This is a genomic window from Pseudomonas putida, from assembly GCF_050989985.1.
In the GTDB taxonomy this organism is placed as follows: Bacteria; Pseudomonadota; Gammaproteobacteria; order Pseudomonadales; family Pseudomonadaceae; genus Aquipseudomonas; species Aquipseudomonas putida_AI.
The window spans coordinates 6429286-6451888 of record NZ_CP158815.1; the positions used below are offsets into that span (position 1 = coordinate 6429286).

The following is a 22603-nucleotide window of genomic DNA, read 5'->3' on the forward strand; positions in this document are numbered from 1 at the left end:
GATAGGTCAATCACAAACTAGGCAGCAACTTGACCGGAACCAGCTCGGTCAGGCACCGCGAAGCCAGCAGTTCAATCGCCGCATTGATGTCCGGTGCAAAGAAACGGTCTTTCTCGTACGGCGGCACTTCCTTACGCAGAATCGCCCGAACCTTTTCCAGTTTCGGCGAGGTCTTCAGGCCATTGCGCAGGTCCAGCCCCTGGGCAGCCGCCAGCCATTCCACCGCAAGAATGCCCCGGGTGTTTTCGGCCATTTCCCACAGGCGCTTGCCCGCCGCCGGGGCCATGGATACGTGGTCTTCCTGGTTGGCAGAGGTCGGCAGGCTGTCCACCGAATGCGGATGGGACAGGGCCTTGTTCTCGCTGGCCAGTGCCGCGGCGGTCACCTGGGCGATCATGAAGCCGGAGTTCACGCCACCGTTGGCCACCAGGAACGGCGGCAGTTGCGACATGTGCTTGTCCATCATCAGCGAGATACGACGCTCGCTCAGGGAACCGATTTCCGCGATGGCCAAGGCCATGTTGTCGGCGGCCATGGCCACTGGCTCGGCGTGGAAATTGCCGCCAGAAATCACATCGCCTTCGGCGGCGAACACCAGCGGGTTATCGGAAACGGCGTTGGCTTCGATCGCCAGCACCTCGGCGGCCTGACGGAACTGGGTCAGGCAGGCGCCCATGACTTGCGGCTGGCAGCGCAGGGAGTACGGGTCCTGGACCTTCTCGCAGTTCTCATGGGAATCGGACACTTCGCTGCGCTCGCCCAGCAGATCACGATAAGCGGCGGCGGCATCGATCTGGCCTTTCTGGCCACGGGCGGCGTGGATGCGTGCGTCGAACGGCGAACGCGAACCGAGTACCGCTTCAACGGTCAGGCCGCCCAACGCCAAAGCGCCGGCGAACAGGTCTTCGCCTTCGAACAGACCGCGCAGGGCGAAAGCGGTGGACACCTGGGTGCCGTTGAGCAGTGCCAGACCTTCTTTCGCGGCCAGGGTCAGCGGGGTCAGACCGGCGACTTTCAGCGCTTCGGTGGCTTCCATCCACTCACCCTTGTAGCGGGCCTTGCCTTCGCCCAGCAGTACCAGCGACATGTGCGCCAGTGGCGCCAGGTCGCCGGAAGCGCCCACCGAACCTTTCAGCGGGATGTGCGGGTAAACCTCGGCGTTGATCAGGGCGATCAGCGCATCGATGACTTTGCGGCGGATACCGGAGAAGCCACGGCTCAGGCTGTTGACCTTGAGCACCATGACCAGGCGGCACAGCGCGTCGCTGATCGGCTCGCCGACGCCGGCGGCGTGGGACAGCACCAGTGAACGCTGGAGGTTTTCCAGGTCCGCGCTGGCGATACGGGTCGAGGCCAGCAGGCCGAAACCGGTGTTGATGCCGTAGGCGGTGCGGTTTTCAGCGAGGATCTGTTCCACGCAGGCGACGCTGGCTTCGATCTGTGCCGAGGCGCTGTTATCGAGGGTCAGCTTCACCGGCTGCTGGTATACATCACGCAGCTGGGCAAGGCTCAGTTGGCCGGGAATCAGGTTTAGCGCAGTCATTTCGGGCTCCTTGTGAGAGTTCTCATGCTTTCTGACCAGACGCTCCGGAGGTATCCGTTGTCCGTCGCTGCCCGCCTTTTGAGCGGACTGGCGCCTTGGCACGCTGGTGTCGGGAAAATCAGTGCAAGTCCGGCAAGGCTTTTTGCAGCACAGCCGGGTCTTTCAACACGCTGGCCGCGGCGGCGATGTCAGGCGCCAGCCAGCGGTCCTGATCGTAGGCCGGCACGCGTTCGCGCAGCAGACGCCACGCCGCATCCGTGCCAGCGCCGAAACGTTGTTCCTTGAGGAATTCGAAGGCCTGGGCCGCCAGCAGGTACTCGATGGCAAGGATCTGCGTGCAGTTTTCCAGCGCGCGGTGCAGCTTCAGCGCGGCATTGGTGCCCATGCTCAGGTGGTCTTCCTGCAAGCCCGAGGTCACGTAGTTATCGAGCACGGCCGGTTGCGCCAGCTGACGGTTTTCCGCGCAGAGGGAAGCGGCAACGTACTGCACGATCATCATCCCGGAGTTTACCCCCGGATTGGCCACCAGGAAGGCTGGCAGACCACTGACGTGCGGGTTGATCAAACGGTCCAGGCGACGCTCGGCGATGGAGCCGATTTCCGCCATGGCAATGGCCAGCAGGTCCGCCGCCATCGCCACCGACTGGCCATGTGGATTGGCCTGGGACATCACGCGGAAGTTGTCCGGTGTGCCCAGCAACAACGGGTTGTCGGTGCAACCGTTGAGTTCGATTTCGACTTGCTTGATCGCGTGCGCCAGCTGATCGCGCGCGGCGCCGTGCACCTGCGGAATCGAGCGGATGCTCAGGGCGTCCTGGGTACGAATGCCTTTGCTTTGCGCGATCACTTCGCTGCCGTCGAGCAGCGCCCGCAGGTTAATGCCGACCTGCTGCATGCCCGGATGCGGCTTGAGCGCGATGATCTCTGCATCGAACGCGACGATCTGCCCGCGCTGGGCCTCGAAGCTCATGGCACTGATCACATCGGCCCACTGCAGCAGACGGGTGGCGTCGGCAATGGCCAGAGCGCTCAGGCCGTTCATGCATGGCGTACCGTTGACCAGGCACAGCCCGTCCTTGGCGCCCAGCTGCACAGGTTGCAGGCCTTCTTCGGCCAGGGCCTGTTGCGCGGCAACGATTTGCCCGCGATAGCTGACGTTGCCCACGCCCAGCAGCGCAATGCTGATGTGGGCCATGTGGGTCAGGTAACCGACCGAACCCTGGGACGGCACTTGTGGGGTGATGCCTTTGTTGAGCAACGCCAGCAAGGCTTCGACCACCCGGCGATGAACACCGGATTTGCCTTGGGTGAAGTTGAGGATGGCCGCGCACATGATCGCGCGGGTCTGCTCGTCGGCCAGTGGGGCGCCGACGCCACAGGCATGACTGAGCAGGGTATTGCGCGACAGCTGGCTGAGTTGTTCGTCTTTGAGCGAGACGTTGCACAGCGCGCCCAGGCCGGTGTTCACGCCGTAGGCGCGTTCGCCGCTGGTGACGATGCGCTGGACGATGGCCTGCGCATTTTCGATCCGTGCCCAGGCCTGCGCCGACAGCTCGAGCTGTGCGCCATGGCGGGCGACTGCGACTACATCCTGCCAACGCAGCGGGGCATCGGCGATAACGATTTTTTCAGCCTGGGACATCTTCAACCTCATACCTGAATATTGATGCAGCTCTACCGGCCTCATCGCGGGCAAGCCCGCTCCCACAGGTTCTGAGGTGTGCCCACAATCTGTGTCACCACACCTATCCCTGTGGGAGCGGGCTTGCCCGCGATGGGGCCCGCCCAATCACTGCAAATCTCTTTAAACCACCGCCGCCCGCCGCTGCACGAACCGGTCGACATACTCATCCGCCGGCGAATGCAGGATCTCTTTCGGCGTGCCGACCTGGATCAGGCGGCCGTCCTTGAGGATCGCGATGCGGTTGCCGATGCGCACGGCCTCGTCGAGGTCGTGGGTGATGAAGACGATGGTCTTGTGCAGGGTCTTTTGCAGCTCCAGCAACTGGTCCTGCATTTCCGCGCGGATCAGCGGGTCGAGGGCGCTGAAGGCTTCGTCCATCAGGATGATGTCGGTGTCCGCCGCCAGTGCGCGGGCCAGGCCCACACGCTGGCGCATGCCGCCCGAGAGCTGGTGCGGGTATTTGTTTTCGTAGCCCTTGAGGCCCACGGTGTTGATCCAGTGCAGCGCACGCTCGCTGCACATGGCTTTGCTTTCGCCACGGATCTTCAGGCCGTAGGCGACGTTGTCCAGCACCGTCTTGTGCGGCAGCAGGCCAAAGCTCTGGAACACCATGCTGATCTTGCGACGGCGGAATTCGCGCAGGGCTTCCATGTCGTATTGCAGGATGTCCACGCCGTCCACCAGGATCGCGCCGCTGGTCGGGTCGATCAGGCGGTTGAAGTGGCGCACCAGGGTGGATTTGCCGGAACCGGACAGGCCCATGATCACGAAGATCTCGCCGCTGCCGATGCTCAGCGACAGGTCGTTCACACCGACCACGCAGCCGGTTTCGGACAGCACCTGATCCTTGGTCTTGCCCTGGCCAACCAGGGCCAGCGCGTCCTTGGAACGGTTGCCGAAAATCTTGAAGACGTTTTTGACTTCAATCTTGCTTACGGTTGCGTTGCTCATTTGCTCACCTCATGCCGTGCGCGACCGTACGCCTGTGTAATGCGGTCGATCACCACTGCCAGAATCACGATCGCCAGACCCGCTTCCAGGCCACGTCCGACGTTGAGGGTTTGAATCCCTACCAGTACGTCTTCACCCAGGCCACGGGCACCGATCATCGAGGCGATTACCACCATCGACAGGGCCATCATGGTGGTCTGGTTGATCCCGGCCATGATGCTCGGCAGGGCCAGCGGCAGTTGCACGCCGAACAGTTGCTGCCAGCGGTTGGCACCGAAGGCGTTGATCGCTTCCATCACTTCACCGTCGACCTGGCGAATACCCAGATCGGTCAGGCGGATCAGCGGCGGCGCGGCGTAGATCACGGTGGCGAAAATCGCCGGGACCTTGCCCAGGCCGAACAGCATCAGTACCGGGATCAGGTACACGAAGCTCGGCATGGTCTGCATGATGTCCAGCAGCGGCATCAAGATCGAACGCAGGCGATTGCTGCGCGCCGACAGGATGCCCAGCGGCACGCCGATCAGCACCGAGATGATCGTCGCCACCAGCATCAGCGCCAGGGTTTGCATCAGTTTGTCCCAGAGGCCGACCGCACCCACCAGGAACAGCAAGCCGACGATGACCGCGGTGGTCGCCACTTTGCGGGTCGCGTGCCAGGCAACGCCGGCAACGATCGCCAGCATCAGCCACCAGGGCGCCGCACGCAGCAGGCCTTCAAGATTGACGATGGCCCACAACAGGGTGTCGGAGATGTGACGGAACACATCGCCGTAGTTGGTGACCAGCGAATCGACCCAACCGTTGACCCAGTCGGCGATGGAAAAGGTAAAGCTTTCGGGAAACATAATGAGACTCTCAATCAAGGGGTTGCGATCAAGCATCCGACTGCCGTTGCCGGCAGTCGGTGAAGCTCAACCTACAAGGCCGCGTCGATCTTTTTGGCTGCGTCTTCGCTCACCCATGCGTGCCAGACTTCAGGATGTTCCTTCAGGAAGATCTTGGCCAGTTTTGGCGACTCGATTCGCTCCTTGCTCATGCGTCCCAGGTTCTGGTTCAGCAGGTCGATCGGCAGGTTGACCTTTTCGAACACGGTCACCAGTTCCGGTGCTTCGTCGTGGAAGGTCTTGGACAGGCCGACCTTGATGGTCACGCTTTTGTTAACGCCTGGCTTCTCTTCCAGTTTCACTGCGTCAACCAGGCCCATCAGCGGCGTTGGCGACCAGTAGTAGAACAGGATCGGCTCGCCACGCTTGTAGCTCGACAGCACAGCGGCATCCAGTGCCGGACCGGTGCCCGGGCGGAAGTTGGTGTAGCTGTTTTCCAGGCCGTAGCTTTTCAGCATTTCGCTGTTGTCCAGCTCACAGGTCCAGCCGGCCGGGCAGTTGTAGAAACGGCCCTTGGATGGCTCTTCCGGGTCCTTGAACAAAGTGGAGTACTTGCCCAGGTCGGCGATGTTTTTCAGGTCCGGCGCCTTGGCTTCCAGCTTGCGCTTGGCGTCGCCTTCGATCACGTAGCGCGGCACGTACCAGCCTTCGATCGCGCCAACCACTGGAGCGCCGACACCGACGACCTTGCCGGCCTTCTCGGCCTTGTTCCAGACCTCGCTGCGGCCGACCCATTCTTCGGCAAACACCTGGATGTCATTGCTGCTCAGGGCGTTTTCCATGGCGATGGAGTTGCCCGGCAGGCTGTCGGTCTTGCAGTCGTAGCCTTTTTCCAACACGACTTGCAGCACGTCGGTCAGCAACATGGCGCTTTCCCAGTTCAAGCCGGCGAATTTCACCGGTTTGCCCGACTCGCACCAGCCCGCCGCCTGAGTGGCGCCGGCACTGGCCAGCAGGCCCATGGAAAGCAGTGTGGTCAGCAGGGTCTTGTTCGATTTCATTGTTGTGACGCTCCTAATCATGAATTGGCTTACGGCAGTCAAGAGGCATCCAGCCCTGTCTACGTCCAATCAGGCCTGCGCCGCAGCGCGCCCGGTCCCGTTTGTTTTAGGTTGTACAACGCTGTCCTGCTCAACCGGCAGAATCAGGTGATCGGGCACTGTGCCGTGCCATTTTTTTGCGCACACATAATAGAGAGCCGCAGGAAGCACCAGACCGATGATCCAGGAAATATCCACGTCACCCAGGGATGCCACCAGCGGACCGGTATAGAACTTAGTAGAGATGAACGGCAACTGCACCAGCACACCGAACACGTAGACGCTGATACCCAGCAGGTTCCAGCGGCCGTAACGACCGTTCGGATCAGCCAGCGCCGGTACGTCATAGCGCTCGCGGGTGATGCAGTAGTAGTCCACCAGGTTGATCGCGCTCCATGGCGTGAAGAACGCCAGCAGGAACAGGATGAAGGACTTGAATGCACCGAGGAACGAGTGCTGGCCGAGCAAAGCCATCAGGGTCGCGGCACCGACGATGACCAGCACCCACACCAGACGCTGCAAGCGCGTGACCTTCAGGTCACCACGGAAACCGCTGATGATGGTCGCAATGCACATGAAGCTGCCGTAGGAGTTCAGCGTGGAAATGGTGACCTTGCCGAACGCGATGCTGAAGTACAGCAGCGCGGCGGTGGCACCACTGCCGGCGAAACCCACGATGTAGGCCACTTCATGACCCGCGTATTGGCCATTGGCCGAAGCGGCGGCAAACACGCCGAGGATCATCGCCACCTGTGCGCCGATGACTGAACCGGCGCCCGCGGCGAAAAAGGTTTTCACCGAGGACGTCTTGCTCGGCAGGTAGCGCGAATAGTCAGCCACATAAGGGCCGAAAGCGATCTGCCAGGACGCCGCGAGCGACACCGCCAGCAGGAAGCTGCTCCAGCTGAATTGGCGAATCTGCAGCAGTGCGCCCACATCGGTCTGGCTCATCAGGCGGCTGAACAGATAGACGAAGGCAATGACGCCGATGATGCTGGCGACACGGCCAATCCAATGGATCACCCGATACCCGAGCACCGTGACCAGCACGATGACACTGGCGAAGATGAGGATGCCGACGGTGTCACTGACACCAAACAACTGGCCCAGGGCCTGGCCGGAAAGCACCGTGCCCGTTGCGGTAAAGCCCAGGTACATCAGGCAGACCAGCACGATCGGGATGGCCGCGCCGTAAACGCCGAACTGCACCCGGCTGGAAATCATCTGCGGCAGACCCAGCTTGGGCCCTTGCGCCGCGTGCAACGCCATGACCCCGCCACCGAGCACTTGACCGATCAACAGACCGATCAAAGACCAGAACACGTCACCGCCCAACACCACGGCCAGGGCCCCGGTGACGATCGCGGTGATTTGCAGGTTGGCACCCATCCACAGGGTGAACTGGCTGAACAGACGACCGTGTCTTTCCGCTTCCGGGATGTAGTCGATCGAGCGTTTCTCGATCAACGGTTTGTTGCCTGCACGTTCGTCAGTGACAGCCATGGTTCAACCTCTGTGGATTGTTATTTTGGGTTTACGCAATCCCTGTAGGAGCTGTCGAGTGAAACGAGGCTGCGATCTTTAAAGGAACAAGATCAAAAGATCGCAGCCTGCGGCAGCTCCTACAGGTTTGCATTGGGCCAAGGCCCAGTTTTTATTTGCCGGTAATCATCGGCAGGTTCAGCCCTTGTTCCTTGGCGCAGTCGATAGCGATCTGGTAACCCGCATCGGCATGGCGCATAACCCCGGTCGCCGGGTCGTTGTGCAGCACGCGTGCGATGCGCTCGGCCGCTTCGTCAGTACCGTCGCAGACAATCACCATGCCCGAGTGCTGGGAGAAGCCCATGCCGACACCGCCGCCGTGGTGCAGGGAAACCCAGGTCGCGCCGCTTGCGGTGTTGAGCAGGGCGTTGAGCAGTGGCCAGTCGGACACGGCGTCGGAACCGTCCTGCATCGATTCGGTTTCGCGGTTCGGGCTGGAGACCGAGCCGGAATCCAGGTGGTCGCGGCCGATCACGATCGGTGCCGACAGCTCGCCGCTACGCACCATTTCGTTGAACGCCAGGCCCAGCTTGGCGCGCAGGCCCAGGCCAACCCAGCAGATACGCGCCGGCAGGCCCTGGAAGCTGATGCGCTCGCGCGCCATGTCCAGCCAGTTGTGCAGGTGGGCGTCGTCCGGGATCAGTTCCTTGACCTTGGCGTCGGTCTTGTAGATGTCTTCCGCGTTGCCCGACAGAGCCGCCCAACGGAACGGGCCGATGCCACGGCAGAACAGCGGACGGATGTAGGCCGGTACGAAGCCCGGGAAGTCGAAAGCGTTTTCCACGCCCTCTTCCTGCGCCATCTGACGGATGTTGTTGCCGTAGTCGAAGGTCGGCACGCCCATTTTCTGGAAGTCCAGCATGGCCTTGACGTGCACGGCCATCGATTGCTTGGCGGCTTTCACCACGGCAGCCGGCTCGGTCTTGGCGCGAGCGCGGTATTCGTCCCAGGTCCAGCCGGCCGGCAGGTAGCCGTTCAGCGGGTCGTGGGCGCTGGTCTGGTCGGTGACCATGTCGGGACGCACGCCGCGACGCACCAGTTCCGGAAGGATTTCGGCGGCGTTACCGCACAGAGCGATGGAGATCGCCTTGCCTTCGGCGGTGTACTTGGCGATGCGCGCCAGGGCGTCGTCGAGGTCTTTGGCCTGCTCGTCGACGTAGCGGGTTTTCAGACGGAAATCGATGCTGATCTGTTGGCATTCAATGTTCAGCGAGCAAGCGCCGGCCAATGTAGCAGCCAGAGGCTGGGCGCCACCCATGCCACCCAGACCGGCGGTCAGGACCCACTTGCCGGTCAGGTTGTCGTTGTAGTGCTGGCGACCGGCTTCGACGAAGGTTTCGTAGGTGCCCTGGACGATGCCCTGGCTGCCGATGTAGATCCAGCTGCCGGCGGTCATCTGGCCATACATGGCCAGGCCCTTGGCGTCCAGTTCGTTGAAGTGTTCCCAGGTGGCCCAGTGTGGCACCAGGTTGGAGTTGGCGATCAGTACGCGCGGGGCGTTGCTGTGGGTCTTGAACACGCCGACCGGCTTGCCGGATTGCACCAGCAGGGTCTCGTCGTCGTTCAGGTTGGTCAGGCTCTCGACGATCTTGTCGTAGCACTCCCAGTTACGCGCGGCACGACCGATACCACCGTAAACCACCAGTTCTTTTGGATTCTCGGCAACTTCCGGGTCGAGGTTGTTCATCAGCATGCGCAGCGGCGCTTCGGTCAGCCAGCTCTTGGCGGTCAGCTTGTTGCCGCGCGGTGCACGGATTTCAACGTCACGGAATTTGGTAATTTTTTTGTCAGTCACGAAAAAGACTCCTCAGCGATCAATCCAAACCAACCCTGGCGGTGGGTAAGCCAGCCTGTACGCATCGTTGCGCTACAAGCGAATCAGTGGACGTTGCGGGTCGTCTCAATCGACTTATACGCATACGTCTTTACTTGTACATACAAGCATATGCAATCAAGCGGCCAACTTATTGGATGGGCATTCAAGAAAAATTCTGAAAGCGCTGGAAAGCGCCTGAATCAAGGGCTGTGGCGAAGATGAAATTTTTCGGGGGGATTTTTGCGAGGCGGTGGCGATTGTTACTTGAGTGTGGTTTTGCGCCGGGATGGGGCGTTCGGTAACAAGTTGGTGCGCGTTGGGGAACGGAGTTGGGTACTACTTTTTTGTGGCGAGGGAGCTTGCTCCCGCTGGGCTGCGCAGCAGCCCCAAAACCATCAACCGATTTTTAATCTTTGAATCCGGCTGGCAAGGCATACGACGGCTTCGCCGCCGAGCGGGAGCAAGCTCCCTCGCCACAGAGAAAGCGTATACAGCTGTATCAGCGTGCAGTCAGTTCAATCACACAGCAGGCGCCATGGCTGGAGACTTCCAAGAGACCGGTGTTACCGTCGAGTTGCAGGCAATCATGGCGACCCAGCTGCGAGGCACTGTTACCGACCTTCACCTCCAGCGCATCGCTGACGCTGAACACCAGCACAGTCCCGGCCTCGCTGAAAAACCGCTGTTGGCCATCCAGCCACTGCAACCGTGCGCTGTAGCGCTGCGGTGCATAGATCAGGTTGAAATCGCGAATCGGGCCGCCGAGCAGAGTGCAGGCCACCTTGCTCTCACCACTGAAGGCAAACGGGTCCAGCGGTAACAGTGGCCGCGTGTCGCTGCCGTCTACGGACAGGGTCATGCCGTCACCTTGCAGTACGGTAATGATCCGCTCGTAACCGGCGAAGGTGGAAAAGCCGCCCGACTCGCCAATGTCGGCAATCGACAGGCGCCAGCCGAAGCCGTCCAGGCCGGTACCGGCATCGCGGGTGATTTCTTCGGTGCTGCCGCCGCCGTTTTTCCACGGCATGCGCGGGTAGTCTTTGGCGCGAAGGACTTTCAACTCGTTCATTTACTGCTCTCTATTTATGAAACCGACCTTCCAGACGATGACGAGAACCTGGGTGAATCAGGCGGGCAGCCGTCACAGGCTGACGACCGGACCAGGTACGCCGGCGAATCAACAGGCACGGCTCGCCCTTTTCAATCTGCAGCAACTTGCATTCGGATGACTCGGCCAGAATGGCCTCGACCACGTGCTCGCCTTCGGTCAGCGGCGCGACCTGGTTCAGGTAGGCATAAGGCGTTTGCAGGGTGAAGTCCTGCTTGAGGTAATCCGGCGCGACCAGCGCGTTGACGAAGCGGTCTTCGATTTGCACCGGAATATCGTTTTCGAAATGCACGATCAGCGAATGGAACACCTTCTGCCCTTCGCGCATGTCCAGCGCCAATGCGCGCTCGGAACCGGCAGCCTCTTCCTCGAGGGTGATGACCTTGCAGGTATGGCGATGGCCACGGGAGGCGATTTCGTCGGCGATGTTGTGCACTTCAAACAGGGCGGACTGGCTTTTCGGCTCGGCGACGAAGGTGCCGACACCTTGCATGCGCACCAGCAGGCCATCGGCCGTCATCTCGCGCAGGGCACGGTTGATGGTCATGCGGCTGAAGCCCAACTGGCTGACCAGCTCACTTTCCGACGGAACGCGGTAGTGCGGCGGCCAGTTACCGCTGTCGATTTGCTGGGTGATCATCTGTTTGACGCGAGCGTACAGGGGCGCCGGACTGTCGCCCATGTTCGCGGCCAACGGAGAGACTGGAGGCGGAGTCGGCACGGTTAATCCTTGGTCGTTTAGTTGATGTTGCTAGCTTGCCGGAGTTTACCGGGCAGGCAAACGTCTGTATATGTATATACAAATAACACACGATGGGGTGCTGAACCATGTCCGCCTTCTTTGCCGAACGCGCGCTGCTGCCTAGTGGATGGGCCAACAATGTACGTCTTGAGGTCAACGCCGATGGCGTCCTGACCCATATCCAGGCCGATTCCCATGCAGATGGCGCCGAGCGGCTGAGCGGCCCGCTGTTGCCGGGCATGCCGAATCTGCACTCCCACGCTTTCCAGCGGGCGATGGCCGGGCTGGCGGAAGTGGCGGGCAATCCGAACGACAGCTTCTGGACCTGGCGCGACCTGATGTATCGCCTCGTCGGAAAAATCAGCCCGGAGCAACTGGGCGTCATCGCTCGCCAGCTGTACATCGAGATGCTCAAGGCCGGCTATACCTCGGTCGCCGAATTCCATTACGTGCATCACGACAACAACGGCCAGCCTTACGCCGATCCGGCGGAACTGGCGCTGCGCATCAGCCAGGCCGCCAGCTCCGCGGGTATCGGCTTGACCCTGTTGCCGGTGCTCTACAGCCACTCCGGTTTTGGTGGCCAGACCCCGAACGAAGGTCAGCGCCGCTTCATCAACAGCACCGAAAATTACCTGAAGCTGCAATCACGCCTGCAACCCCTGCTGGCTCAGCAGAAGGCGCAATCGCTGGGCCTGTGCTTCCACTCGTTGCGCGCGGTAACGCCGCAGCAGATCAGCGAAGTGCTGGCGGCCAGCGACAAGCAATGCCCTGTGCACATTCACATCGCCGAACAGCAGAAAGAAGTCGATGACTGCCTGACCTGGAGCGGTCGCCGCCCGCTGCAATGGCTGTACGAAAACGTCGAAGTCGACCAACGCTGGTGCCTGGTCCACGCCACCCACGCCAACCCGGAAGAAGTCACGCTGATGGCCAAGAGTCGCGCCATCGCGGGCCTGTGCCTGACCACCGAAGCCAACCTCGGCGACGGGATTTTCCCGGCGGTGGACTTCCTGGCACAAGGCGGACGCATGGGTATCGGCTCCGACAGCCATGTATCCCTGAGCGTGGTGGAAGAACTGCGCTGGCTGGAATACGGCCAGCGTCTGCGCGATCAGCGGCGTAACCGCCTGTATGGCGCCGATCAACCGATGGTCGGCCGCACGCTGTTCGATGCCGCGCTGGATGGCGGTGCCCAGGCACTGGGTCAGCCGATTGGTGCATTGGAAGTCGGCAAGCGCGCCGATTGGCTGGTGCTCGATGGCAACGATCCGTACCTGGCGACGGCCAGTGGTGACGGGATCCTGAACCGCTGGTTGTTTGCCGGTGGCGATCGTCAGGTGCGCGACGTGCTGGTCAACGGCCAGTGGGTAGTGCGCGATGGGCGCCATGCCGATGAAGAAGAAAGCAACCGGGCGTTCACCCAGGTCCTGCGCGATCTCTTAGGCTGACACAAAACAATGTGAGAGCTGGCTTGCCAGCGATGGCGGTAGATCAGACAGCAATGATGCTGAATCTGATGGCCTCATCGCTGGCAAGCCAGCTCCCACAAGGGATTTATGTGATCAGTTGGAAGTCTTCGCCATCTGCGTATCCGACGCCCGCCAGATCAGCCGCGTGGTGTCGTAACCCTGCTGACGCGCCTTGCTCAGCAACTCTTCACGCACCACCCCGTTGACGGTCGGCGTGCGCGACAACAACCACAGATAACGACGGCTCGGGTCGCCGACGATGGCGGTCTTGTAATCATCGCTGACGTACAGCACCCAGTATTCGCCCTTCGCCGAACCCGGAATCAACCGCGAGAACCAGGTATCGAACTCGACCCACAACTTGTCGGTCTTGCCCGGCACCTGTGGATAAGCGGTGCCCTTGACCTCTTCCCACTCCCACTGCGGCGTCAGGCAGCGGTTCAACACCGCGATGTTGCCGTCGGGCTTGAGCGTGTAATGGGCTTCGGATTGCGCGCAGTCGCGCTGGAAGTACATCGGCAAGCGAGCCAACTCGTACCAGGTGCCCTGGTAACGCTTGAGGTTCACGCTGTTGGCCGTCTTGGGAGCCAACGGATCCTGGCCAGAAGTGGCACAGCCGGCCAATACCAGGCAGGCAAAAAGCGTGATCAATAACTGCTTCATTATTTTTCTCCCGTGGGCGCACCGCCCCGGTTTACTTCAGGCCTTGGCCGGAAAACATCAGCACTTTGTCACCGGCGTACTGCACGCTGATAAAGCTGTTCTTGTCGCCCCAGGTGCAACTGGACATGCCAAGCGCGCCTGCACAATCGGTGGGTTTGCCCAACAGGGTTTCAACCTCGGCCTTGGTCATTCCAGACTCGAGCTTGGAGTAGTTTTCCTGATTGACCTTGCCGCAGGCAGCCAACAACACGCAGAACGAAAGCAAGGCGATGGATCGCAGGGACATTGTGTAACTCCGGGGGCGATGGGGGTTGGCATGACTGCCAAGCAGATCCTTAGAAGAGCAAACACCGTTCTGGTTCCCTCGCCGAGCGCCTATTTATGGGGCCACTCGTCTCTTTCTGCCCGCCAATCAACCACTTTGTGAACCTGTCGTGCATTTCGTCGTTTTTATCTAAAAACGACTAATCTTTGGCGCCGTCCAGCCGACATGCAAGGCAGCGCAATGGCTCATGGATGTGGCAATTGCCCCCCTTTGTCGACAAGCCTTTCCGCGGTAGATCATTTAATGACCAGAAACATGAAGTTCAGCCACAAGATCCTGTTGGCTGCCGCCCTCGTGGTGGCCGTTGCGTTCGCCTGTTTCATCCTGTTCAACGACTATCGCCAGCGCCAGACGCTGCGTAATAGCACCGAAGCCTCGATGCAGGAACTGGGCAGCCTGACCACCAGCAACATCCAGACCTGGCTGGTCAGCCGCATCCAGTTGCTGCAATCGATGTCCCAGCAAATCACCGTGGACGGCAGTGCCCCGGGCAGCCTCAAGCGCGCCATCGACCTGCCCGCCTACACCGGAAATTTCCAGCTGAGCTACTTCGGCGGCACCGATGGCCTGATGTTCTCGGTCCCGGCAGGCAACCGCGCGACGGACTACGACCCCCGCGCCCGTGGCTGGTACAAGGCGGCCAACAGCGCACAACAGACCATTGTCACCGAACCCTACATCGCCGCTTCGTCCGGCAAGCTGGTGATCACCGTCGCAACACCAGTGCAGCGTCAGGGCCAGATGATCGGTGTAGCCGGGGCCGACATCGACCTGTCCAGCGTCAGCGCGATCATCAATTCGCTGAACTTCGGCGGCCACGGCCACGCCTTCATCGTCAGCGCCGACGGCAAAATCCTGATCCACCCGGACAGCAAGCTGGTGCTCAAGAGCCTGGCCGAGGCTTACCCAAGCGATACCCCGAAAGTCAGCCCGGGGATGAAAGAGGTCGAGATCGACGGCAAGCGCCAGTTCATCTCCTTCACCCACGTAGGTGGCGTGCCGTCGGCTGACTGGTATGTGGCGCTGGTGCTCGACCAGGAAACCGCCTTTGCGATGCTCAGCGAATTCCGCACCTCGGCAATGGTTGCCATGGTGATCGCGGTGGTCATCATCATCGCGCTGCTGGGCATGCTGATCAGCTTCCTGATGCAGCCATTGCTGGCCATGGGTCGCGCCATGCATGACATCGCCGAAGGCGAAGGTGACCTGACCAAGCGCCTGACCATTCACGGTCACGACGAATTTGGCGCACTGGGGCTGTCGTTCAACCGTTTCGTCGAACGTATCCACACCTCGATCAGCGAAGTGTCCTCGGCCACCGGCCAGGTCAACGAAGTGGCGCTGCGCGTGGTGGCGGCCTCCAACTCGTCGATGTTCAACTCCGACCAGCAGGCTTCGCGCACCAGCAGCGTTGCCGCGGCGATCAATCAGCTGGGCGCCGCCGCCCAGGAAATCGCCCAGAACGCCGCCCTCGCCTCCCAGCATTCGAGCGATGCCCGTTCCCTGGCCGAAGAAGGCCAGCAGGTGGTGGATAAAACCATCTCGGCGATGCATCAGCTGTCAGCGAAGATCAGCGATTCGTGCGGCAACATCGAGACGCTCAACAGCAACACCGTCAACATCGGGCAGATTCTGGAAGTGATCACCAGCATCTCCCAGCAGACCAACCTGCTGGCCTTGAACGCCGCCATCGAAGCGGCCCGTGCCGGTGAAGCCGGACGCGGATTCGCGGTGGTCGCCGATGAAGTGCGCAACCTCGCCCACCGCACCCAGGATTCGGCGCAGCAAGTACAGAAAATGATCGAAGAGCTGCAAGTGGGCGCCCGCGAAGCGGTCAGCACCATGACCGACAGCCAGCGCCAGAGCGAAAGCAGCGTCGGCATCGCCAACCAGGCCGGCGAACGCCTGGGCAGCGTGACCCAGCGTATTGGCGAAATCGACGGCATGAACCAATCGGTAGCGACCGCCACCGAAGAACAGACGGCGGTGGTGGAATCGATCAACGTCGACATCACCGAGATCAACACGCTCAACCAGGAAGGCGTGGAGAACCTGCAGGCGACCTTGCGCGCCTGTGCCGATCTGGAGCAGCAGGCGGCGCGGTTGAAGCATTTGGTGGGCAGCTTCCGAATCTAGAGCGCCCTCACCGGCCCCATCGCGAGCAGGCTCGCTCCCACACTGGATCTGTGTCGTTCACAAATCCCCTGTAGGAGCGAGCCTGCTCGCGATGGGGCCATCAATGAGAATGAAGATTCAGAACCTGGATCCTGGCTTCGAAAGAAACTCCAACTCCTGCACCGTAGACTCGCGCCCCAACACCGCATTGCGATGGGGAAACCGTCCGAACTGCGCAATCACCTTCTGATGCTTCTCGGCATAGTCCAGGTAGTCGGCAAACAGCGCCCTGTCGCTTTCCGGCTGTTGCGCCAGCAGTTCGAGGTAGCGCGAGATGCATTCGTTTTGCACGTCGAGATTTTCGCAGTGCTCGAACACCAGAAGGATGAACACCCGCTGGATCGGCTGTAGTTGCCGATCGAAATCCGCGGCAATGCCTTGCGCCACCAGGGCCTGGGCTCTGATGTCTCCGGAAAAGGCTTTGGGGGAATCGCGAAAGAGCATGCGTGGCAGTTGATCGAGCAACAGCACCAGGGCCAGCCAACCTTCGGGGCGTTGCGCCCACTCGGTCAATCCGCCGGCCAGTGCCTGCTCGACCAGTTCCCCGAAACGCTCGCGCACTTCGAGGTCCTGGCTGTCACGCTTGCCGAACCATAACTTGCCCTTCTGCGCCGCCACTTCCTTCGCTGATCCGGATGTTCCGAACCACCATTGGAGCAACGGCTGCCAGGGCTCGTTCATGGTTTACTCCTTGTGGTACGCCGTGGCGCGGGCCACTTCTTCTTTCGAGCCGAGGAACACCGCACAACGCTGGTGCAGGCCTTCAGGCTGGATGTCGAGGATGCGCTGGTGGCCGTTGGTGGAGGCGCCGCCCGCTTGTTCAACGAGGAACGACATCGGGTTGGCTTCGTACATCAGGCGCAGTTTGCCTGGCTTGGACGGCTCACGGGCGTCACGCGGGTACATGAACAGACCGCCACGGGTCAGGATGCGGTGCACGTCGGCGACCATCGCGGCAACCCAGCGCATGTTGTAGTTCTTTTTCAGCGGGCCTTCTTCGCCAGCCAGCAATTCGCTGACGTAGCGCTGTACCGGGGCTTCCCAGTGGCGCTGGTTGGACATGTTGATCGCGAATTCCTGGGTGGATTCAGGAATGGTGATGTTCTCGTGGGTCAGGACAAAGCTGCCCATTTCACGATCGAGGGTGAAGCCTTTCACGCCGTCGCCCAGGGTCAGGATCAGCATGGTCTGTGGACCATAGATCGCGTAACCGGCGGCAACCTGCTGGGTGCCTGGCTGCAGGAAGGCCTTTTCGTTCAGCGCTTCGTTCTGGCTCAGGTATTCGTTCGGGCAACGCAGTACCGAGAAGATGGTGCCGACCGGCGCGTTGATGTCGATGTTCGACGAACCGTCCAGCGGGTCGAATACCAGCAGGTAGGCGCCTTTCGGGTATTTGCCCGGGATCTGGTAGGCATTGTCCATTTCTTCGGACGCCATGCCGGCCAGGTGACCGCCCCATTCGTTGGCTTCGAGCAGGATTTCGTTGGAGATCACGTCGAGCTTCTTCTGCACTTCGCCCTGAACGTTTTCAGTGCCCATGCTGCCCAGAACGCCGCCCAGGGCGCCTTTGGAAACGGCGTGGCTGATCTCCTTGCAAGCACGCGCCACCACTTCGATCAGGAAGCGCAGATCGGCAGGAGTGTTGTTGCTACGGGTCTGCTCAATCAAATAGCGACTCAAGGTAACGCGGGACATGGAAGGCTCCGAGGAATGGGGGGGCTAAAAACCCGCGCAGTTTAGCGCGAGTCGAGGCGCATTGCCTCCTATCAGACGTGATCGGCTGAAGAGAGTTCAGGCGCGGGGGATGAGCGTAGTTGGAAATCGGCTGGACGTGGACCGGGGAATGGCGACAGTTTCGAAGTTTCAGGTGGCTGTTCCGACGCTATCGCGGGCAAGCCCGCTCCCACAGGGTCAGCGCTATACCTGTGGGAGCGAGCCTGCTCGCGATTAGAGTGCGCAGCGCTCTGTCTTCAGGGTTTGACCGAGGACTTGCGCAGCAAGCTGAACGCCATCGCCGCCAAAAACAGCACGCTGAGCAACAACACCGCCCACAGGCCGAACTTCTTCCAGTCGGTCCCCGCAGACGCTTGCACCGCCGCGGCAGTCGGCGCGACCACCGCCGCGCCATCGACCGTGGCCTTGCCCAGCGTCGCCAGTTTCGCCGCGTTGTATTCCGGGATCAGCATCGACAAAGGCAGGTTGGCGGCTTTGGCCGTCGTACTGCCCAGCGCCAGCGTGTAAGGCCCCGGCCCCCGCGCCAGAAACACCAGTTGCGTGGCACGAACGGCAAATTTCAGGGCGGGCGCCTGCTCGCCCAGGCCACCGCCCCGCTCGTCCACGGTCAACTTGAGCTGCTGCACGGTTTGCCCCGACAGCTGCAATTCGTTCTGCACCACATCCTGGCCGTTCTGGGTCAGGCGGTAGAGCAAACCGCTGCTCATCGGTTGCCACGGCAGGCTGCTGTCCCGCCGACCGGACAGGGTCACGGGCGCCAGGCTATTGGCCTGATCCAGCGCGATCTGCACCCGCTCCACGTTCAGCCCCATCGGCAACTGCCAGGTGTACTCACCGGCCTTCACACTCGCGCCGGCCAACGCCTGCGACCACGACAACGGCAGCGGCAGGCTGCGAGGACTGGCGCTTTGCAGCTGCGCCGAGGTCAGGATCGGCGCCGATTGCGGCGCACTCCACAGCAAGCGCAGATAGCGCGCCGACTGCCCCGGCAGGCCGACTTCATGCTGCTCGACCCGTTCGTCGGCAAAGGCCAGCCGCGCCACCTGTCCTTCGCCCCACGCCTGCCAGTGCTGCAAATCGTCGCTGGCCTCGATGGTGAAGCGCTGGAAGCCATCGCGCTCGCTGGTCCAGTCGAGAATCAACTGTTGCAACGGCGCCTTGATGGCGCTGGCGTCCAGCAACCAGCCACGCAACGCTTCCTCGCCGGCCTCCAGCGGGCTGGAGGGCTGGACTTCGACCAATGCGCCGTTGGCGCTCGATTGCACGCGCACGCTCGGCGCGCGTTCGGTGTCGTCCGCCGAGTTGTACAAGGGGAACCATTTGACGTCGGTCAGCGTGCGATTGTCCTGGGTTTGCGCAACCTCCCGGGCCAGGGCGTAGGCCTGCGGCTGACCGGCGGCATTGAACACCCGCACATCGCCCAGATCGGTCTGCCGCGCATTGAGCAGAACGGCCAGCGGCAGCTCCAGGCGATACCACGGCCCTTCGCCGCTCACCGAAAGCGGAACCTGCGTGGCAAAATCCGCCGGTTTTTCCTCGGCAGCGGCGGCCAGCGCAATACCCATCGCAACGATGCCCAACCAATTCAGGTTCAGCTTCTGACTCAAGACGACACTCCTTCGGTTTCGGATGCCGGTTTTTCCGCGTCCGGCAACGCTTCGGCGCGCTTGGGCGGCAACGGGGCGAAGTAGCCCACCACCAGCAGCAACACACCAACGCCGATAAACGAGACGATCCGGGCGAGCCCGCCACGGTTGCTCAGTTCGACAAAGAACAGTTTGGCCACCACCAGGCCGATCAGCGCCGCGCCGATCAGCCAGACTTTACGACGATGGCGCAGGTGTCCACCGATCATCAGACCCAGGGCCATCAGGGTCCAGACGATCGACAGCCCGGCTTGCACCCGCATCGATTCAAGCAACGCCTCCAGCTCGTACGGCACGCCGCTCCAGTGATGTGCCGCACGCATCACCATGGCGGTGAAGAAGGCAAACAACGAAACGCCGACGATCAGCTGCGTGGCCTGATTCAGGTAAGACTTGCCGGTTGCCAGTTGCGTCAAGGCACTGCGTGACCAAACGAAAACGCCGAACAAGGCAAACAACAGCCCCAGTTCCAGTGGATTGAGCAGCGGTGCGTATGGCAACGGCTCGGCATTGCCATCGCTGAAGACATTGGCCAGCCAGAACCAGGCCAGCATCAACAGCGCCAGCGGTGCCGCCGCAAGCACACGGTACTCGCGCGAATGGCCCGACACCGGCCACGGCCAGTTTCGCGGCGCGGCCATCATCACCAGATAAAGGCTCGGCAGGATTGCCCAGCCCAGCCAGCGCCAGGCGTTGTATTGCTCGGACATCAGCAGCAGGCCGTAACGCAACTCCAGCGCCAGCACGCCGATCAGCAGCCAGCAGCCCAGCACGTGCGCGCCACTCAAGGCCCACACCGGCAGCATCGGCGCCAAGCGTCGCAGCGAGACGAAATGCACGATGAACACCGCGACCCACGCCAGCCAGCCGAAGTCGGCGGCCGGGTGATAACGCGAATGCCAGGCCGCCAGCAGCACCAGACCGGCCGCAGGAATCAACAGGGTGCAAAGCAATCCGAGGGCCGGCCATTTCAGGCGCAACGCCAGCACCGCCCAAAGCGCAACGCTCAGCGCCGCGACGGCGAGCAACAGCGTCGCTTGCAGTTGAAGCGGGGCGAAACGCAGCACTTCACTGCCCCAGGCCAATGCCCACCAGCCGGCGCCCCAAACCAGCAATCCCTCGGACAGGCGCTGCAGATTCAATCCATCAAAGGCTGTTGCCGGGTTGCCAAGCTGCAAGCGCCAGGCCCCGACCAGCCCCGCCAACCCAAGCACCAATGGCGTCCAGAATCCGCCATGGGTCAACGGCCGCACGCCTTCGTCGAGCAGCGAGCCACTCACCAGGAACAACGCACCACCCAGCAACTGAATGGCCATCGAGGTGAAGACAAAGGTGCGCGACGGTAGCCGCAGGCCGACGAGCAAGGTGACCAACCCGGCCAATGCCCAACTGATCGCCGTGCCGTGGGCGAAGAAAAACAGCGGTGCCAGCAGGTAGAGAAACGACAGGCCAAGACAGGCCAGTACCGGTGAGCCCTTGCGCTCCCATGGCGACGTTCGCTCAGGCAGCGACTTGTGCAATTGATGGAAGCTGAACAGCAACGCGACACCCAGCATCAGCGCCCCCAACGGCGCCCCCTTGAGCAGGCTGCCCTCGCCCTCGCCCAACTCGCTGAAAAACGCCAGCGCAGAGCCCAGTTGCAGCAGCAAGGCGAACGCCCGGGCCAGCCGCCGTTGCTGACGCAGGCCGAGCCAGAAAATCCCCGCGCCTTCCACGGCCCAGGCGGCGGTCGTCCAGCGCGCATCCAGCCCCAGGGGAATCGCCAGGCTGGTGAAGATCACGCCCAGGGCGAGGCAGGTTTCTCCCAGCAGCAAGGTGCGGCCGGTAAAAAACAAACGGGCCAGGCCCATGTACAGGATGCCCAGTGCCAGGGCGCTGAACGCAGGGGCGAATTCCATGTGTTGCACCAGCGCGAATTGCAGGCCGAAGCCCACCAACGGCGGACCGAACAGCAGCGTGCCGTCGACGTAAGCGCCCTTGCGTGTCGACCAGTGCAGCAAGGCTTCACGGCTGTCCTCTTGCGGTGCATCGCTCATCTCCAGCAACTTGCGCCGGGCGAACAACAGGCCGATGGCCAGGTACATCAGGAAGAACAGAATCAGAAACGGTTCGGTGCTCCACAGCAGCTCCGGTGTATAGGACCGCGCGCCCCAGGCGAAGCCGATGCCGAAGGTGCCGACGAACCCGATCACGTTGAGCAAGCGCCAGGCCTTGAACCAGGCAATGGCGAGAATGCCGGCATTGAGCAAGGCGAAATAGCTGAACAAGGCGACGTGGCTGCCGGCACCGGTGGACGCCAGCAGCGGCGCGGCGAAACCACCGAGGGCGGCCGCAGCGGCCAGCCCGAGGGAATCCTGGGTGATGGCGAGAATGGCCGAGAACACCGTCACCGCCACCAGCAGCCCGAACGCCGCCGAAGGGTCGAGCAACGGGTGCAGGCGCATCGCGGCAAAGACTGTCAGGTACAGCACGGCAACCCCGGTACCTTGCAGGATCAACGCGTAGTTGGCATTGCGTGCCCGGAGCCACCAGCCCAGCCCCAACAGGCCCAGGGCCGCGGCCGCGACACCGGCGTAACGCAGTTCGACCGGCACCACCACGCCTTCGGTGGCGTAGCGCAGCAGGAAGGCAAGACCGAGAAACAGCAGCACCACGCCCACCCGCAGCACCGTGTTGCCGCCCAGCAGCCACGCTCGAGCAGCGCCGATGGCGCGTTCGATGACGTTGGGCTCACGGGGGATTGCGGGCTGTTGTGCCTGGCGGGGGGTGGAAGAGGCTTTCCAGGGATCGTCGGGCAGCGGTCGGGCGGCTTCGGTAGCCACCGTCAGCGGCTCCAGTTCCGGTGGTAATTCCCAGACCAGCTCGGGGGTTTCAGCAGGGGTCACATTCTCAGGGACCGGAACGGATTCGCCAACGGTTTGACCAGCCTCGACAGTCGTGGCGCCGGGCACTTCCAGCAAGGCCAACCGCTGCTCGACGCCATGCAATACCACCTGGGCCTGCTCCAGCAGCTTCTGCTGTTCGCTGGCTTGCGAAGCCAACCGGGTGATACGCAGGGTCTGGCCGATCGCCAACCCGAACAATCCGCCCAGCAGCGCATCGCTGAATGACTCATCGAGTATCCAGCCCAGCACCAGGCCAATCAGCATCAACATCCATTGCATGGTCGATATCCTTGAGCGCAATCCTGAAAGACTAGCGTAGCCAGCCCAAAAAGATCGCAGCCTTCGGCAGCTCCTACATTGGAATGCGTTCCCCTGTAGGAGCTGCCGAAG

The 22603-nt window shown here is 61.8% G+C and carries 17 protein-coding genes and 1 pseudogene; 3 read left to right on the forward strand and 15 right to left on the reverse strand.

The window, feature by feature from the left end; all coding sequences use genetic code 11:
• Window positions 1-10: 10 nt before the first annotated feature.
• The 9 genes from hutH (ABTV29_RS29325) to hutC form a co-directional block, all read right to left on the reverse strand.
• The gene (gene hutH / locus ABTV29_RS29325; RefSeq protein ID WP_433767996.1) at window positions 11-1543 is read right to left on the reverse strand and encodes a histidine ammonia-lyase; all 1533 of its coding nucleotides are present in this window, start codon (window positions 1541-1543) and stop codon (window positions 11-13) included.
• A gap of 118 nt (window positions 1544-1661) precedes the next feature.
• Entirely contained in the window at window positions 1662-3185 is a 1524-nt protein-coding gene (gene hutH / locus ABTV29_RS29330; protein ID WP_433767997.1) for a histidine ammonia-lyase, read from the reverse strand.
• Between the two features lie 162 nt (window positions 3186-3347).
• Window positions 3348-4178, reverse strand: coding sequence for a quaternary amine ABC transporter ATP-binding protein (locus ABTV29_RS29335; RefSeq protein ID WP_433767998.1), 831 nt, complete (start codon window positions 4176-4178; stop codon window positions 3348-3350).
• Window positions 4175-5026, reverse strand: coding sequence for an ABC transporter permease (locus ABTV29_RS29340; protein ID WP_110965926.1), 852 nt, complete (start codon window positions 5024-5026; stop codon window positions 4175-4177). The genes ABTV29_RS29335 and ABTV29_RS29340 overlap by 4 nt, the downstream gene beginning before the upstream one ends.
• Before the next feature lie 71 nt (window positions 5027-5097).
• Window positions 5098-6066: an ABC transporter substrate-binding protein gene (locus ABTV29_RS29345; RefSeq protein ID WP_433767999.1), complete on the reverse strand. Its 969-nt coding sequence runs from the start codon at window positions 6064-6066 to the stop codon at window positions 5098-5100.
• Between the two features lie 69 nt (window positions 6067-6135).
• Window positions 6136-7608, reverse strand: a complete 1473-nt coding sequence (locus ABTV29_RS29350) for a purine-cytosine permease family protein (protein WP_433768000.1) — start codon at window positions 7606-7608, stop codon at window positions 6136-6138.
• A gap of 151 nt (window positions 7609-7759) precedes the next feature.
• A complete protein-coding gene (gene hutU / locus ABTV29_RS29355) occupies window positions 7760-9442 on the reverse strand; it encodes a urocanate hydratase (protein ID WP_433768001.1) in 1683 nt (560 codons plus the stop codon).
• A 520-nt stretch (window positions 9443-9962) separates the two neighbouring features.
• Window positions 9963-10532 carry a HutD/Ves family protein gene (locus tag ABTV29_RS29360; RefSeq protein ID WP_433768002.1) on the reverse strand — a complete coding sequence of 190 codons (570 nt, stop codon included), beginning with the start codon at window positions 10530-10532 and terminating at the stop codon, window positions 9963-9965.
• A gap of 10 nt (window positions 10533-10542) precedes the next feature.
• On the reverse strand, window positions 10543-11253 hold the full coding sequence (gene hutC, locus ABTV29_RS29365) for a histidine utilization repressor (protein WP_173677901.1): 711 nt from the start codon (window positions 11251-11253) through the stop codon (window positions 10543-10545).
• A gap of 146 nt (window positions 11254-11399) precedes the next feature.
• Here hutC and ABTV29_RS29370 point away from each other — a divergent pair, with 146 nt between their 5' ends.
• On the forward strand, window positions 11400-12764 hold the full coding sequence (locus ABTV29_RS29370; RefSeq protein ID WP_433768003.1) for a formimidoylglutamate deiminase: 1365 nt from the start codon (window positions 11400-11402) through the stop codon (window positions 12762-12764).
• A gap of 114 nt (window positions 12765-12878) precedes the next feature.
• Here ABTV29_RS29370 and ABTV29_RS29375 read toward each other — a convergent pair whose 3' ends face one another.
• Window positions 12879-13448: a lipocalin family protein gene (locus tag ABTV29_RS29375; RefSeq protein ID WP_433768004.1), complete on the reverse strand. Its 570-nt coding sequence runs from the start codon at window positions 13446-13448 to the stop codon at window positions 12879-12881.
• A gap of 31 nt (window positions 13449-13479) precedes the next feature.
• Window positions 13480-13734 (reverse strand): outer membrane protein assembly factor BamE domain-containing protein, encoded by a 255-nt coding sequence (bamE, locus tag ABTV29_RS29380; protein ID WP_433768005.1) that lies wholly within the window; start codon window positions 13732-13734, stop codon window positions 13480-13482.
• 417 nt (window positions 13735-14151) lie between these two features.
• Between bamE and ABTV29_RS29385 the strand changes: the two are divergent.
• Window positions 14152-15003: pseudogene (locus ABTV29_RS29385) on the forward strand (cache domain-containing protein); the annotation flags it as partial.
• 141 nt (window positions 15004-15144) lie between these two features.
• Complete coding sequence (locus ABTV29_RS29390) at window positions 15145-15909, forward strand: methyl-accepting chemotaxis protein (RefSeq protein ID WP_430523163.1); 765 nt, start codon at window positions 15145-15147, stop codon at window positions 15907-15909.
• Window positions 15910-16026: 117 nt separating this feature from the next.
• Here ABTV29_RS29390 and ABTV29_RS29395 read toward each other — a convergent pair whose 3' ends face one another.
• From ABTV29_RS29395 to ABTV29_RS29410, 4 genes are all read right to left on the reverse strand, one after another.
• Window positions 16027-16629, reverse strand: coding sequence for a DUF924 family protein (locus tag ABTV29_RS29395; protein ID WP_433768006.1), 603 nt, complete (start codon window positions 16627-16629; stop codon window positions 16027-16029).
• A gap of 3 nt (window positions 16630-16632) precedes the next feature.
• Window positions 16633-17643, reverse strand: a complete 1011-nt coding sequence (locus tag ABTV29_RS29400) for a class 1 fructose-bisphosphatase (RefSeq protein ID WP_433768007.1) — start codon at window positions 17641-17643, stop codon at window positions 16633-16635.
• Window positions 17644-17918: 275 nt separating this feature from the next.
• Window positions 17919-19289, reverse strand: coding sequence for a DUF3999 domain-containing protein (locus ABTV29_RS29405; protein WP_433768008.1), 1371 nt, complete (start codon window positions 19287-19289; stop codon window positions 17919-17921).
• Window positions 19286-22492, reverse strand: coding sequence for a DUF2339 domain-containing protein (locus ABTV29_RS29410; RefSeq protein ID WP_433768009.1), 3207 nt, complete (start codon window positions 22490-22492; stop codon window positions 19286-19288). Before ABTV29_RS29410 ends, ABTV29_RS29405 begins: the two co-directional genes overlap by 4 nt.
• Window positions 22493-22603: the final 111 nt, after the last annotated feature.

Bases quoted from the DNA above. Each gene is read 5' to 3' on its own strand.
- hutH (WP_433767996.1), bottom strand. From the start codon at position 1,543: ATGACTGCGCTAAACCTGATTCCCGGCCAACTGAGCCTTGCCCAGCTG.
- hutH (WP_433767997.1), bottom strand. From the start codon at position 3,185: ATGTCCCAGGCTGAAAAAATCGTTATCGCCGATGCCCCGCTGCGTTGG.
- ABTV29_RS29335 (WP_433767998.1), bottom strand. From the start codon at position 4,178: ATGAGCAACGCAACCGTAAGCAAGATTGAAGTCAAAAACGTCTTCAAG.
- ABTV29_RS29340 (WP_110965926.1), bottom strand. From the start codon at position 5,026: ATGTTTCCCGAAAGCTTTACCTTTTCCATCGCCGACTGGGTCAACGGT.
- ABTV29_RS29345 (WP_433767999.1), bottom strand. From the start codon at position 6,066: ATGAAATCGAACAAGACCCTGCTGACCACACTGCTTTCCATGGGCCTG.
- ABTV29_RS29350 (WP_433768000.1), bottom strand. From the start codon at position 7,608: ATGGCTGTCACTGACGAACGTGCAGGCAACAAACCGTTGATCGAGAAA.
- ABTV29_RS29360 (WP_433768002.1), bottom strand. From the start codon at position 10,532: ATGAACGAGTTGAAAGTCCTTCGCGCCAAAGACTACCCGCGCATGCCG.
- hutC (WP_173677901.1), bottom strand. From the start codon at position 11,253: ATGGGCGACAGTCCGGCGCCCCTGTACGCTCGCGTCAAACAGATGATC.
- ABTV29_RS29370 (WP_433768003.1), top strand. From the start codon at position 11,400: ATGTCCGCCTTCTTTGCCGAACGCGCGCTGCTGCCTAGTGGATGGGCC.
- ABTV29_RS29375 (WP_433768004.1), bottom strand. From the start codon at position 13,448: ATGAAGCAGTTATTGATCACGCTTTTTGCCTGCCTGGTATTGGCCGGC.
- bamE (WP_433768005.1), bottom strand. From the start codon at position 13,734: ATGTCCCTGCGATCCATCGCCTTGCTTTCGTTCTGCGTGTTGTTGGCT.
- ABTV29_RS29390 (WP_430523163.1), top strand. From the start codon at position 15,145: ATGTTCAACTCCGACCAGCAGGCTTCGCGCACCAGCAGCGTTGCCGCG.
- ABTV29_RS29395 (WP_433768006.1), bottom strand. From the start codon at position 16,629: ATGAACGAGCCCTGGCAGCCGTTGCTCCAATGGTGGTTCGGAACATCC.
- ABTV29_RS29400 (WP_433768007.1), bottom strand. From the start codon at position 17,643: ATGTCCCGCGTTACCTTGAGTCGCTATTTGATTGAGCAGACCCGTAGC.
- ABTV29_RS29410 (WP_433768009.1), bottom strand. From the start codon at position 22,492: ATGCAATGGATGTTGATGCTGATTGGCCTGGTGCTGGGCTGGATACTC.